The organism is Rhodoluna miladensis (SeqCode) (assembly GCF_965234705.1).
Taxonomy (GTDB): Bacteria; Actinomycetota; Actinomycetes; order Actinomycetales; family Microbacteriaceae; genus Rhodoluna; species Rhodoluna miladensis.
On record NZ_OZ248465.1, the window covers coordinates 222,363 to 236,451 of the forward strand.

The 14,089-nt window shown below is 51.4% G+C and carries 13 protein-coding genes; 12 read left to right on the top strand and 1 reads right to left on the bottom strand.

Annotated features, from left to right (window positions below):
* Nucleotides 1–3: 3 nt before the first annotated feature.
* Nucleotides 4–1,311, bottom strand: coding sequence for a branched-chain amino acid ABC transporter permease (locus tag AC8GDC_RS01135; RefSeq protein ID WP_506558054.1), 1,308 nt, complete (start codon nucleotides 1,309–1,311; stop codon nucleotides 4–6).
* 150 nt (nucleotides 1,312–1,461) lie between these two features.
* On the opposite strand from AC8GDC_RS01135, the gene guaB reads away from it, so the two are divergent.
* From guaB to AC8GDC_RS01195, 12 genes are all read left to right on the top strand, one after another.
* Complete coding sequence (gene guaB, locus AC8GDC_RS01140) at nucleotides 1,462–2,967, top strand: IMP dehydrogenase (RefSeq protein WP_506558055.1); 1,506 nt, start codon at nucleotides 1,462–1,464, stop codon at nucleotides 2,965–2,967.
* Nucleotides 2,968–2,976: 9 nt separating this feature from the next.
* Nucleotides 2,977–4,098 (top strand): GuaB3 family IMP dehydrogenase-related protein, encoded by a 1,122-nt coding sequence (locus tag AC8GDC_RS01145; RefSeq protein ID WP_506558056.1) that lies wholly within the window; start codon nucleotides 2,977–2,979, stop codon nucleotides 4,096–4,098.
* Nucleotides 4,098–4,892 carry an SURF1 family cytochrome oxidase biogenesis protein gene (locus AC8GDC_RS01150; RefSeq protein ID WP_506558057.1) on the top strand — a complete coding sequence of 265 codons (795 nt, stop codon included), beginning with the start codon at nucleotides 4,098–4,100 and terminating at the stop codon, nucleotides 4,890–4,892. Before AC8GDC_RS01145 ends, AC8GDC_RS01150 begins: the two co-directional genes overlap by 1 nt.
* Nucleotides 4,893–5,011: 119 nt before the next feature.
* On the top strand, nucleotides 5,012–5,770 hold the full coding sequence (locus tag AC8GDC_RS01155; RefSeq protein ID WP_506558058.1) for a DeoR/GlpR family DNA-binding transcription regulator: 759 nt from the start codon (nucleotides 5,012–5,014) through the stop codon (nucleotides 5,768–5,770).
* Between the two features lie 138 nt (nucleotides 5,771–5,908).
* On the top strand, nucleotides 5,909–7,015 hold the full coding sequence (locus tag AC8GDC_RS01160) for a PTS transporter subunit EIIC (RefSeq protein ID WP_506558059.1): 1,107 nt from the start codon (nucleotides 5,909–5,911) through the stop codon (nucleotides 7,013–7,015).
* A 7-nt stretch (nucleotides 7,016–7,022) separates the two neighbouring features.
* Nucleotides 7,023–7,337 (top strand): PTS lactose transporter subunit IIB, encoded by a 315-nt coding sequence (locus AC8GDC_RS01165; protein ID WP_506558060.1) that lies wholly within the window; start codon nucleotides 7,023–7,025, stop codon nucleotides 7,335–7,337.
* On the top strand, nucleotides 7,312–7,755 hold the full coding sequence (locus AC8GDC_RS01170) for a PTS mannitol transporter subunit IIA (protein ID WP_506558061.1): 444 nt from the start codon (nucleotides 7,312–7,314) through the stop codon (nucleotides 7,753–7,755). The genes AC8GDC_RS01165 and AC8GDC_RS01170 overlap by 26 nt, the downstream gene beginning before the upstream one ends.
* A 16-nt stretch (nucleotides 7,756–7,771) precedes the next feature.
* A complete protein-coding gene (locus AC8GDC_RS01175) occupies nucleotides 7,772–8,818 on the top strand; it encodes a zinc-dependent dehydrogenase (RefSeq protein WP_506558062.1) in 1,047 nt (348 codons plus the stop codon).
* 9 nt (nucleotides 8,819–8,827) lie between these two features.
* Entirely contained in the window at nucleotides 8,828–9,292 is a 465-nt protein-coding gene (locus AC8GDC_RS01180; protein WP_506558063.1) for a DUF3817 domain-containing protein, read from the top strand.
* On the top strand, nucleotides 9,288–10,844 hold the full coding sequence (guaA, locus tag AC8GDC_RS01185) for a glutamine-hydrolyzing GMP synthase (RefSeq protein ID WP_506558446.1): 1,557 nt from the start codon (nucleotides 9,288–9,290) through the stop codon (nucleotides 10,842–10,844). Before AC8GDC_RS01180 ends, guaA begins: the two co-directional genes overlap by 5 nt.
* Nucleotides 10,845–10,848: 4 nt before the next feature.
* Nucleotides 10,849–11,763: a glycerophosphodiester phosphodiesterase family protein gene (locus AC8GDC_RS01190; RefSeq protein ID WP_506558064.1), complete on the top strand. Its 915-nt coding sequence runs from the start codon at nucleotides 10,849–10,851 to the stop codon at nucleotides 11,761–11,763.
* Between the two features lie 12 nt (nucleotides 11,764–11,775).
* Nucleotides 11,776–14,046 (top strand): ATP-dependent helicase, encoded by a 2,271-nt coding sequence (locus AC8GDC_RS01195; protein WP_506558065.1) that lies wholly within the window; start codon nucleotides 11,776–11,778, stop codon nucleotides 14,044–14,046.
* The last annotated feature ends 43 nt before the right edge of the window (nucleotides 14,047–14,089 follow it).

Here is a 14,089-nt window from a genome sequence, read left to right on the forward strand (position 1 = left end):
CCCCTAACCTATTCGTTCTTTTCGACCCAGGATTCCCTGTGGTCTGACAAGCAGGATCACGATCAAAACGACCAGGGCTCCTACGTACTTTAGATCCGCTGGGATCACAAGGCTGGAAACTTCAACCAGCAGGCCAACCACTAGTGAGCCAAGAAGAGCTCCGAATGCGGTTCCCAGGCCTCCTAGGGTCACCGCGGCAAAGATAAGTAGCAGAATCTGGGCGCCCATATCCCACTTGATGCCTGGTCGGAAGTACGCCCAGAGCACTCCGGCAAGACCTGCAAGACCGGCGGCTACGATCCAAACAGTTCGGATAACTCCATCCACGTCGATTCCAGAAGCTGCTGCTAGATCAGGATTGTCTGAGATCGCGCGGGTTGCTTTACCAGTTTGGGTGTTCATGAGCCACCAAGCAAAGCCGATGATAACTACCAGGCTCAGCACCATGCTGGCCATGTCGATAATGCTCAGAGAGGTTGCTCCAAAAAGTTTGATCTTTGGAGAATCAAACCCTGGTAGCTGAGTAGTTCCTCCACCAACCAAGAATTGGAAAATGTATCTAACTGCCAGAGATAGACCAATCGATACGATCATCAGCTGGACTAGTCCCAAGCCTCTTCTTCGAAGCGGTCGCCACAAACCAGAGTCCAGACCCCAGCCCATGAGGCTACTTACCAAGACCGCCGCCGGGATTGCAATCCAGATTGGAAGTCCAAGAACGCCACCCAAGAAAAATGCTGCGATCGCACCGAAGGTCACCATTTCGGCGTGGGCAAAGTTTGATAGTCCAGTTGTTCCAAATACCAGGGATAGCCCCACGGCGGCAAGACCCAACATTAGACCGAAGTTGAGACCGTAAATGACTCGAGCCACCACCTGATCAAACAGGCTAACTACGATTCGCTCACCTTCGCCGATGAAGAAGTTTTTGGTAACCGATCCCGACTGACCAACTTCTACTGACTGCTCAGCTCCGCCTTCTTCCATAACCGCAATGCCGGAAGGCAAGGTGGTCTGGTCCAGGGTCACGCTGTAGGCAGCTTTTTCTGGAACACCAATAAGCCACTTACCGTCAGCGTCGGTTACTGTTTCGGCTGTGTAGCCGCCTCCGGCAACAACTATGCGAACGCCTTCAAGAGGCTCTCCCTCGTTCTTAACGTTTCCCACGACTTTGTAAGGAAGATCTGCGCCTACCTCGTCGGCTAGAGCACTGGTTGAGAACAGGCCGCCAAAGATAAGGGTCAAAACGGTCGTCAGAAGACCAATTTGAATCCAGTACTTGGAACCGGTTTGGCTTTTTGAGAGGGTCACAGTGCCTCCAGGTCATTTCTAGGCATCGGTGCCCATCGCTTGCAAACCTTGTCTTTCCAAGGTTTTTCCAACATTACCACTGTCTTTAGTAGTCTTAAAAACCTAGACTTAGTCTTTACCTCTTTATAAGCATCAAGGCAGGCTCAAATCATGGCTCAGACCGACCCCTTTGGACTAGTGGGCCTGACCTACGACGATGTCCTGCTTTTGCCAGGGGAATCCAATGTGGTCCCATCTCAGGTTTCAACCCGCACAAAGCTCACAAAAAGGGTAGAAATCAACATCCCACTGCTGTCTTCAGCCATGGATACCGTCACCGAGGCCAGATTGGCCATCGCCATGGCTCGCCAGGGCGGTATCGGAGTCCTTCACAGAAACCTCTCCCTGGAGAATCAGGCTGCCCAGGTTGACCTAGTAAAGAGGTCTGAGGCTGGAATGATCACCCACCCGGTAACCATCGGACCCCTTGCCACCATTCAAGAAGTCGACGATCTATGTCGAACCTTCCGAGTCTCGGGTCTTCCGGTTATTGATGAAGATGGACTGCTTCTTGGAATTGTGACAAACCGCGATATGCGGTTTGTTCTCGATGTTCAAAGAACCACCACCCTGGTCAAAGACGTTATGACCCCGATGCCGCTGATCACAGCACCGGTTGGCATCAGACCCGAAAACGCAATTGCCATTTTTGCTCAGCACCGAATTGAAAAACTTCCACTAGTTGATGATGCAGGAAAACTTCGCGGACTAATCACCGTGAAGGATTTTGACAAGAGCGAGAAGTATCCGCTGGCATCGAAAGATTCCAGCGGTCGCCTACTTGTTGCAGCTGCAGTTGGCGTTGGCCAAGACGCTTGGGAAAGATCGATGGCTCTGGTAGATGCTGGCGTAGATATCTTGGTGGTTGACACCGCTCACGGTCACAACAAAGCAGTTTTGGAAATGGTTGCAAAGCTAAAGGCAGAACCATTCGCAAAAAACGTCGATGTCATCGGCGGCAACATCGCAACTCGCGAAGGTGCCCAAGCACTAGTTGATGCTGGAGCAGATGGCGTGAAGGTTGGAGTAGGTCCTGGGTCTATTTGCACCACTCGAGTTGTAGCAGGTGTCGGCGTTCCACAAATCACCGCTGTCTACCAGGCAAGCCTTGCTTGCAAACCAGCCGGGGTTCCAATCATCGCCGACGGCGGATTGCAGTACTCGGGAGATATTCCAAAGGCCCTAGTTGCCGGTGCCAACGCCGTGATGCTTGGCTCGCTATTGGCCGGCACCGACGAAGCTCCAGGGGAGATCACTTTCGTAGGCGGCAAGCAGTACAAGACCTACCGAGGCATGGGCTCCCTTGGAGCTATGCAGTCCCGCGGCGAGGCCAAAAGCTACTCCAAGGACCGCTACTTCCAGGACGATGTGCTGCGCGAAGACAAGCTAGTTCCTGAAGGAATCGAAGGAAGAGTTCCTTACCGCGGATCGGTAGCATCTGTCACTCATCAGCTCATTGGGGGCCTTCGTGCTTCGATGGGCTACGTCGGAGGCGAAACCATTGCTGAGTTACAGCTCAAGGGCAAGTTTGTTCGCATCACAGCAGCAGGACTCAAGGAGTCTCACCCTCACGATGTTCAAATGACCATCGAGGCTCCCAACTACGGCACTCGCTAGGAAAAAGCCATGACTGAAATTGAAATTGGAAGAAACAAGCGCGCCAAGAGGGCCTACGCCTTTGATGACGTTGCAATTGTTCCAACCCGAAGAACCCGTGACCCTAAAGACGTATCGACCGCTTGGTCAATCGATGCCTACGAATTCAAGATGCCAATCCTGGCAGCTCCGATGGACTCGGTTGTCTCTCCTGCCACCGCAATTGAAATGGGCAAGCTTGGAGGACTTGGTGTTCTAGATCTCGAGGGGCTTTGGACCAGATACGACGACCCAGAAAAACTGCTAGATGAAATCTCAAAACTTTCAGATGTTGATGCAACCACTCGCATGCAGCAAATCTACTCAGAGCCAATCAAGCCTGAACTTATCCGTGATCGCATCGCGCAGATTCGCGCTGGCGGAGGAGTAGTTGCGGGAGCACTTTCTCCGCAGCGCACCGCGCAGTTTGCAGACATTGTTCTAAAGGCCGGAGTAGATATCTTTGTGATTCGCGGAACAACAGTTTCTGCCGAGCACGTTGCAAAAGAATCCGAACCGCTGAATTTGAAGAAGTTCATCTACGAGCTAGATGTTCCAGTAATCGTCGGAGGGGTAGCTAACTACACCGCCGCCTTGCACCTGATGAGAACCGGAGCCGCCGGTGTATTGGTTGGTTTTGGAGGCGGGGCAGCAACCACAACCCGCGCCGTACTTGGCATCCACGCCCCTATGGCCACTGCCGTGGCGGATGTGGCCGGAGCTAGGCGCGACTACATGGACGAGTCCGGTGGCCGCTACGTCCACGTAATTGCCGATGGTGGATTGGGAACCTCAGGGGATATCGTCAAGGCAATTGCCTGCGGAGCAGACGCTGTGATGATCGGTTCGATTCTTTCCAGGTCTAAAGACGCACCCGGTCGCGGTTGGCACTGGGGAGCAGAGGCTTACCACCAGGAGCTCCCGCGCGGTAACCGAGTTCAGGTTGGCCACAACGGAAGCCTCGAGCAGATCCTTACCGGCCCATCAACTTCTGCTGACGGTGTGACAAACATCGTCGGAGCACTAGCTCGTTCGATGGCAACCACCGGCTACTCAGACCTGAAGGAATTCCAGCGGGTTGAAGTTGTGCTGGCTCCATATCACAAGAGCTAATGACTAAGCCAACTTTCTTTTCGGTAGCAAAAAGACCTAAGTGGATTTTCGGTTTACTTTTTGCTTTAGCTTCGGCGGCAGTGTTTGCGCTACTTGGACAGTGGCAACTAGATCGCACTTTTACGGTTGTGGAACCCGCCGCCCAAAACGAACAGGTCTTTGTTCTAAATCAAATAGCTACCCCGGGCGCTGCCCTCACGGTTGAAGCTGCGAACGTATTGGTTTCTGCCAACATCATGGTTGATCAATCAAACGTTTACATAGTTTCTAATCGGTTGCAGCAATCTGGCGGCGAAATTGTTTCTGGTTACTGGTTGATTGCAAATTCCGGAGCACTGATGGCCGATAACGACACAACCGGATCACTTACTGTTGCCATAGGTTTTTCCGAAAGCCTGGAAACAATCGAAGCGGCAAGAGAAGAACTGCAATCCTCGATGTTGGCGCAGGCATTTTTAGAATCCACCGGTAGGTATTTACAGACCGAGGCTCCATTGCAATCGCCAGATAGCTCAAAGCCATACCTGCTGGGGTCATTGTCATTGGCCCAGCTGGTGAACCTTTACTCCTCGGACCCGGTAGAAAGCTTTGCTGGCTTTTTGGCCCTTGATGCCGAACCTGGATTGGGGCTAGATCCGATCAACTTACCTGCCCAGCAGGTGGGAACAAGCGTGAACTGGCTGACCCTGTTCTACGCCGTGGAATGGGTTCTTTTCGGGGCTTTTGCAGTGTTTTTGTGGTGGCGGCTGGTTCAGGACCAGAGACTGCGGGAATCCACAAAAACAACCGACTAATTTTTCGGCCTTTTTCGCCCGAAATAGCCTGTTTGGCAAAAAAAGACCGAAAAGTCTGCTAATTTGTCTGGAAATCAGTCATAAAGCAACAGAAACAGGCAGATTCGGACAGGATGCAGATGCTCGCAGAAGAACGTCGCATGCAGCTAATCGAGTGGTCAAAACTCGATGGGCGAATTGATGCGCTCGCCGCTGCCGGAAAACTGCACGTTGCTGTGGAAACTGTCAGGCGCGATCTAGATGTTCTTCAGCGCAGAGGCTTGCTTCGTCGAGTCCACGGTGGAGCAATCGCTGCCAGTCGTTATTCACACGAGTTCACTTTTCCAGAGCGCCAGGGTAGAAACCCTGAGCAAAAACTTCGCATCGCACAAATTGCTTCGCAATACATTCCTGAAGAAGGTTGCATCTTCGTCGATGGTGGAACCACAACAGAATTTCTTGGAGAGTTTCTTCGGAACCGTCCGCAGCTGATGGTTGTGACAAACTCAATTACTCTCGCCAGTCGAATCGGAGAATCAACTACACCGGTTTTCTTTTTGAGTGGACGAGTGCGACCAACAACACTCAGCGCGGTTGGTTCGAAAACAGTTGAAGACCTTAGAACTTACAAAGCGCAAATTGCATTCTTGGGTGCAAACGGAATTGATTTGGAATCTGGTTTTTCAACTGTCGATCCAGATGAAGCAGCTGTTAAGCGAAAGATGATTAAGAACGCAACCGAGACAATCGTGCTTGCAGATAACTCAAAGTTTGGCTCCAGCTACTCGGCCATATTCGCCGGTTTTGAAAGCATTGACCGTTTGGTCACAGATGTCGATGCTGACCCAGCACATGTTGATGTGCTGACTGAAAAAGGAATTGAGGTTGTACTCGCATGATTACAACCATCAAAAAAGCTTCGAGTGCAGCTGCATTCGAGGGAACAAAGGTAGAAGCCGGAAGAGTATTTGTTCCGGTCGAGATCTTTGTTATGAGTGCAACTCAACCTAAATAGCTACAGAGAGGTAGTCGACTAAATGAGTAGTTTCATTCCAAGCGGAGCTGGCACCCACACCGGGTGGCGTGCAGCAGTCCAGAAGCTGGGTGGAAACCTTGCAGGTATGGTGATTCCAAACATTGGAGCATTCATCGCCTGGGGTTTGCTAACAGCCCTATTTATCCCAACCGGATGGTTGCCTAACGAGCAGCTTTCCTCCATGGTTGGCCCAATGATTATCAACCTGCTACCAATTCTGATTGCCTACACCGGTGGTCGTATGGTTCACGGTCAGCGCGGTGCCGTTATCGGTGCAGTTGCAACCGTAGGTGTAATCGTTGGATCCACCATCCCTATGTTCCTTGGCGCCATGATTATGGGTCCATTGGCGGCATGGGTTCTAAAGAAGATTGACGACGTCCTAGACCCAGTAACCCCTGCTGGTTTCGAGATGCTGATTGGAAACTTCAGCCTTGGAATCTCCGGAATGCTACTGGCTATTGGTGGCTACTACGGAATCGGCCCAGCCGTGACCGTAATCTCAGACACCTTGGGCGCGGGAGTGAAGTTCCTAGTGGATAGCTCGCTATTGCCACTGGTTTCAATCCTCGTTGAGCCTGCAAAGGTACTGTTCCTAAACAACGCTATTAACTTCGGAGTTTTGGCTCCTTTGGGTGTTGCAGAAGCTGCAGAAACCGGCAAGTCAATCGCGTTCATGATCGAGACCAACCCAGGTCCTGGTCTTGGTATCTTGCTTGCCTTCTGGCTAGCTGGTCCAAAGGTTCTTCGCGGTTCTGTACCGGGATCAATCGTGATTCACTTCCTTGGTGGAATCCACGAGATCTACTTCCCATACGTACTGCTAAAGCCAAAGATGATCTTGGCTGCAATCGCTGGTGGAGCCACCGGTGTTGGAACCTTCATGGTCACCGGAGCGGGACTGGTAGCAACACCATCACCAGGTTCGATCTTTGCTTGGCTTGCAGTTACCCCTCCAGGAAACCACGTTGGGGTTCTGCTAGGTATTGTTCTTTCAGCTAGCGCTTCATTCGCAGTTGGATGGCTACTACTAAAGACCGGCGCTCAGGATGACTACGCTGACCTAGCCGGAGCAAAAGCTGCATCAAAGAAGATGAAGAGGGGCTAATAAAGCCATGTCTTCAATTTCCGGAGCAAAAGTAAAAAAGTTAGTGGTGGCGTGTGAAGCCGGCATGGGCTCAAGCGTGATGATTGCCAAGCAATTGGCAAAGCAGCTTAAAGCTCATGGCGTAGACGTTACACATTCACCGGTGAACCAGTTGGATGATGCCGACCCAGACGTGGTGCTTTGTCACCGCGGTTTAGGTCAGCGCGCCAAACAGGCCATGCCAAAAACCCCGGTTGTGGTTTTTGACATGTTTCTGGGTGATCCACGCATCCAAGGTGTTGTAGACGCCATCTTGAATGGCGACACCATTTCGGATGACTAACTTTTTACAGTTGGCCGGAATTCGCTTAGGCGCTACGGCCTCCTCGCGAGAGGAGGCCGTACGTCTGTGCGGAGAACTACTTCACAGCCTCGGGGCTGTGGAAAGTGGATACATCGATGCAATGTGGGAGCGAGAGAACATCATCTCTTCCTACATGGGTGAAGGGGTATCTTTACCCCACGGCACCGACGCTTCAAGGAAATACGTCAACTTTGCTCAACTGGTATTCGTTCGTTTTTCAGAGCCAGTGGAGTGGGATGGCGAGGAAGTAAAGCTTTGTATTGGCATTGCCGCCAAGGGGGACGAGCATGGGGAGCTACTGGGCAATCTTGCCGAAAAGCTGCTGGAACCAAGCTCGTATAAATCCCTCATGGAGAGTGCTTCAACTACAGAACTACTTGAACTAATCAATCTTTAGAAAGGCAACAACACACGTGAAGGCAGCAATCTACCGCGGGGCACAGGACCTAAAAGTTGAAGAGGTCCCAGAACCAGAAGCTGGAGCTAATGAAGTAAAGCTCCGCATCCACGCCTGCGCTACCTGCGGTACTGATGCCAAGATTTACAACCACGGACACCCAAGACTTACCCCACCACAAATCATCGGCCACGAGATCGCGGGAGAAGTAGTTTCAGTTGGTGCTGGAGTCAATTCGGTGAAGGTAGGAGATCGCGTTCAAGTTATCGCTGCTATTCCTTGCGGAACCTGTTGGGCTTGCCTTGCTGGCAAGATGACAATTTGCCCCAACCAGCTTTCGATGGGATATCAATTCCCAGGTGGTTTTGCCGAGTACATGATTGTTCCTCACGAAGTTATTCGCGTTGACGGGTTAAACCATATTCCTGAAGGCGTCACTTACGAAGAAGCATCGGTAGTTGAGCCATTGGCCTGTGTGCTAAATGCGCAGGAACTAGTTCGCGTCGGTGAAGGCGATGAAGTTCTTGTGATGGGAGCAGGTCCAATCGGTTGCCTACACGTTCGTCTAGCTCGTGCGCTTGGAGCCAAGAAGGTTTTCCTTGCAGATATCAACGGCGGAAGATTGAAGCTTTCAGCAGATGTAGTCAAGCCAGATCGTGCGATAGATATGTCGACAGAAAATCTTGCGGAGATTATCAAAGCCGAAACCGACGGCAAGGGACCTTCGGTAATCATTACCGCAGCGCCCTCCGGCCAGGCTCAAGAGCAGGCCATCGAGATGGCACGTCCCGGTGGAAGGATTAGCTTTTTTGGAGGATTGCCAAAAGACAAGCCGATGATTTCTGCCGACTCGAACTTGGTGCACTACAAAGAACTAATGCTGATGGGTGCTAATGGTTCGTCGCCTTCTCACAACCGTCAGGCTCTTGCTCTGATTGCCTCAGGTAAGGTCAAGGTCGCAGATTTGATCACCACTCGGGTTGGCTTAGCTGATGTCCAAAAGGGCATCGAGGCTGTTCTGTCGGGTGAGGCCATCAAAGTTGTCGTCCTCCCAAGCCAGTAAACTTGGGGCATGCCCAAGCCTTTAGATCCCGCTTCTTTGCCCGCGATTGCCAAGGCGCTAAAGCTTTTCAAGGCTTCCTCCTTTATCACCGGCGGTTTCTTACTTCTTCTTATGCTCACCTGGGGACTTCGTCGCCTGGAGAATGTGACCTTAGGGGCTTTCACTGGATTCGAACTTTGGGCCTTTGGCCCAAACGGCGTTATCACTTTGGAGCCCTACGTCAACGAAGGCCAGGGACTTCCAGAAACCGGACTTAATCTAACTGTTGGCATCTTGGTCGTTCACGGCTGGCTATACGTTCTTTACCTGTTTGCCGATTTTAGAATGTGGACTTTGATGCGTTGGAGTTTCTCAAGGTTCCTGTTTATTGCAGCCGGCGGCATCGTGCCATTTCTTTCCTTCTACACCGAGCGACGCTACGCCAAGATAGCAGCCGATGAAATGCGAGCCGCAGGATGGGGAGTAGCAAATTAACCGTCCAGTACTGGTAGTTGACTTCGGTGCACAATATGCACAGTTGATTGCTCGCCGCGTGCGCGAAGCTGGCGTGTACTCCGAAATCGTTCACCACACACTAACCGCCGAACAAATCAAAGCCAAAGATCCCCTGGCAATCATTCTTTCCGGGGGACCATCAAGTGTTTACGAAGAGGGTTCACCACAGCTAGATGCAAAGATTCTTGAACTTGGAATTCCAGTCCTTGGAATTTGTTATGGATTTCAAATGCTTGCATCCTTGCTTGGCGGCCAAGTAGATAAAACCGGCAAGCGCGAGTATGGAGCAACTGACTTGAAAGTTTCTGCAGCTGGAGAAATTCTTGCCGGTCAGCCAGCTTCGCAAACTTGCTGGATGAGCCACGGCGACCAAGTAATGAAAGCCCCTGCTGGATTTGAAGTATTAGCTTCAACCGAAACAACGCCTGTGGCAGCTTTTGCATCTGCGAATAAAAAGATTTACGGGGTGCAGTGGCACCCAGAGGTAAAGCACTCCCAGTTCGGTCAGAACGTTCTGGAAAATTTCTTGCACAAGGCAGCGGGCATTCCAGCCGATTGGAATTCCGGAAACGTTATTGCTGAACAGGTAGCCAAGATCAAAGCTCAGGTTGGCTCCGATCGGGTAATTTGTGGGCTCTCCGGCGGAGTAGATTCTGCTGTTGCGGCAGCACTGGTACATAAGGCCGTGGGGGATCAGTTAGTTGCAGTGTTTGTGGATCACGGCTTGCTGCGCGAGGGTGAAGCTCAGCAGGTGCAGCGTGATTACGTTGCAGCAACCGGTATTCGTTTGGTGACCGTGAACGCCGAAGAGAAGTTCCTTTCCGCCCTTGCAGGTGTTTCCGATCCTGAAACCAAGCGGAAAATAATTGGCCGAGAGTTTATTAGAACCTTCGAACAGGCCCAGGCTGAGCTCATTGCCGAGGCTAAGGCCGATAACCGTCCAATCAAGTTCCTGGTTCAGGGAACTTTGTACCCGGATGTTGTTGAATCCGGCGGGGGTGTCACCGCAGGAATTAAATCTCACCACAACGTAGGTGGCCTTCCGGAGGATTTGCAGTTCGAACTTGTTGAACCGCTTCGCACGCTATTCAAGGACGAAGTTCGCGCAATTGGTAAAGAGCTCGGCTTACCTGCAGAAATAGTTCAGCGTCAGCCATTTCCAGGGCCTGGTCTTGGAATTCGAATTGTTGGTGAAATCACCAAGGAACGACTTGATCTTCTTCGTAAAGCCGATGCCATCGCTCGAGAAGAACTTTCTGCTGCTGGTTTAGATGCGCAGATTTGGCAGTGCCCAGTTGTGCTTTTGGCCGATGTTCGATCCGTTGGTGTGCAGGGTGATGGTCGAAGCTACGGACACCCAATTGTTCTGCGTCCAGTTTCTAGTGAAGATGCGATGACTGCGGACTGGACCAGACTCGACTACGACGTGCTGGCAAGAATTTCTAACAGAATCACAAATGAGGTAGAGGGTGTCAACCGAGTTGTACTCGATGTGACATCAAAGCCTCCCGGCACCATTGAATGGGAGTAGCTTTTTGCTCCCGCTTGTTCTAGGTCACCGCGGTGCGTGTGGCTACCGTCCTGAAAACACCATGGAAGCTTTCGAGCTGGCTATTGCTCAAGGAGCAGATGGCGTCGAGTGCGATCTAGTACCAACCAGAGATGGCGAACTTATTCTCAGACATGAAAACTGGCTCAATGGAACAACCGACATCGAATCCCATGCGCAGTTTGCCGAGCGCTCCCGCGCTGGCTACTCCGACGGCATGACCGAGAACGGTTTCTTTAGCGAAGACTTCGATTTAGCTGAACTGGAGACGGTTCGGGCCATAGAACGCCTGCCGGAAGTTAGGCCCGGCAGTGCCAAATTCAATGGCGAATTCAAGATTCCAACTCTCGATCAGCTTTTGGCAGCTAGCTTCATGGATGGAAAAACCCTAGTTATAGAGGTAAAGCACGGCATGCATTTCACCAGAAAAGGCATGGACATAGCGGGGGCAGTGAGCCGCAAGCTGAACGAGTCCAACTGGAAAGAGCGGGGGATCAAGGTTGTCCTTGAAAGCTTCGACTACGAGATGATGCTGCTTCTAAAGCAAGCATGCGGTGCGGATAAAAAGTATGTCTTTCTAACCGAGAAGGCCAGACTTCCAAATGACGAAACAACTCTGACTAGAAGGTATCTCGAGCAGATTACGAACGACTTTGATGGCGTCAGTCTTGATTTTGAACTCTTGTTTGATGAGGACGAATTGGGCAATTACACAGTCTCGAATGGTTCGATTGAGCTAGCCAAAGAAGTTGGGCTAGACGTGTTTGGCTGGACTCTCAAGGCTGAAGACGCAACTGAAAGTGTTGATGACTACTTTGCAAAAGTTGCGCTTTCTGGACTGGATGGCATCTTCGTTGATCAACCCGATCTTTTACGCAGCATTGTCGATGGCACCGCCTAGGCTAGGCAGGTCATGAACCAGAATCTCCTTGAAGGGCTAAACCCGCAGCAAGTTGCTGCGGTGACTCACCGTGGCCCTGGTCTTCTAATCGTCGCCGGTGCTGGCTCGGGCAAGACAAAAGTTCTAACTCACCGCATCGCGCACCTGTTGGATAACAAGGAAGCCTGGCCTTCGCAGATTCTTGCGATTACTTTCACAAACAAAGCCGCCAACGAAATGAAGGAGCGCGTTCACGCGCTGCTTGGAAGCGTTGCAGATGGAATGTGGATCAAGACCTTTCACTCCGCCTGCTTGCAGATTCTTCGCCGGGAGGCAGGGCTACTCGGTCACGACTCAAACTTCACCGTCTATGACACCGGAGACACCAGGGCACTAATAAAGCGACTGATTCGCGAATCAGGCAGCGACATAGAGGGGCTAAAGCCCCAGAGCGTTGCCGCGAGAATATCAAACGCTAAGAACGAGCTAAAAGATTCGCAGGATTTCTACTCCATGATTGATTCGACAAATCCAAAAGATCGTGCCATCGCCGAAATCTTCACTCAGTATGCGGCGGAACTTCGCAAAAACAATGCCTTTGACTTCGACGATCTAATCGCAGAGACGGTTTACCTCTTCCGCTCATTTCCCAACATCGCAGCTCAGTACCAGCGGCGCTTTAGGCACATCCTGGTTGATGAGTATCAGGACACCAACCACGCTCAATACTCACTGATTCGTGAGCTCACTAAACCCATCGCCGATGCCCACAACGAGCCCGATCCTTCGACGGGAGAGCTACCTGGCCCCTCTGCGATCACAGTGGTGGGTGACTCTGATCAGTCGATCTATGCCTTCCGCGGAGCGGATATGAGAAACATCGCAGAATTTGCCAAGGATTTCCCGGGCTCAACCACGATCTTGCTTGAGCAAAACTACCGCTCCACCCAGAACATCCTTTCTGCTGCCAACGCAGTGATTTCTAAGAATTTTGATCGTCCCGAAAAAAACCTCTGGACCGACGCGGGCGATGGAGAAAAGATCATATCCTTCACCGGTCTTGATGAAAGATCAGAGGCGGCCTACGTTGTTGATCAGATATCTGAGCTTCGGCAGTCTTCGGTTGGTTATAGAGACATGGCGATTTTGTATCGCACAAATGCCCTATCGCCTTCTTTGGAAGCGGAGCTAAAAAACCAGCGGGTGCCATACGCGGTTATTGGAGGACTCAAGTTCTACGAGCGCAAAGAAATCAAGGACGCCCTTGCTTATCTAACTGCGATAGCAAACCCGAGAGATGATGAAGCCATTCGAAGAATTCTGAACGAACCCTCTAGGGGTATCGGTGAGAAAACAGAACTCAAAATTGCTGAACTTGCAAGACGAGAAGAGATCTCATTCCGACAGGGTCTTGGTCGAACCGACACCCTTGGTCTTGGTCCAAAGCTCACGAATTCGCTGACGGCTTTTTCAAGACTGCTAAATGACCTTGATGCTATGGCTGTTGAATCCAAGATCGCTGATGTCTTATCGGCTGCGTTGAATCTTTCCGGCTATCGCGCAGCACTAGAAGATAGTCGCGATCCTCAGGACGAAGCACGAGTGGATAACCTCGATGCGTTGATTGGACAAGTCTTTGAGTACCAGAGGCAAAACCCGGATGCCACCATCGCTGAGTACCTGGCGGATATCACTCTGGCAGCAGCTGCCGACGAAATTGACGATGACTCGGGAAGCGTTTCACTGATGACGCTTCACACCGCCAAGGGTTTGGAATACGAAGTGATTTTCCTTGTCGGACTTGAACAAGGAACCCTTCCGCACGTGCGCTCCTTCGATGAGCCAGGCGGGGTAGCCGAAGAGCGAAGACTTCTTTATGTGGGTATGACTAGGGCTAGAGACAGGCTCTATTTGACCTCCGCCCTGCAACGAACACTGTTTGGCTCAACTACTGCCTTTTTACCCAGCAGTTTCCTGGGGGATATCCCACCGGAACTACTGCAAACCGAAGGAGCCCAGAGGGCATCCAGCGGCTTTATTACTGGAGGGTTCAAAGGAATGGGCGGATCAACCCCTACGCCTTCGATGAAACCAAAGACTCAGATTGCCGGTGCTATAAGAGAGGTAAGGGACAACAGTTCCTTGCAGTTGGTTCTTGGCGATCGCATCAACCACGCTGATTATGGGCAGGGAACCGTTAGCTCTGTAAGGGGTGAAGGACCCAAACAGGTCGCAGAGGTCAAATTTGATGAGGGTTCAACTAAGTCTCTGGTGGTAAAAATAGCCCCTATCGAAAAGCTCTAAACTTAGGGGAATAAGGCCATTGGCCATTTCTTCTAATTCGAAG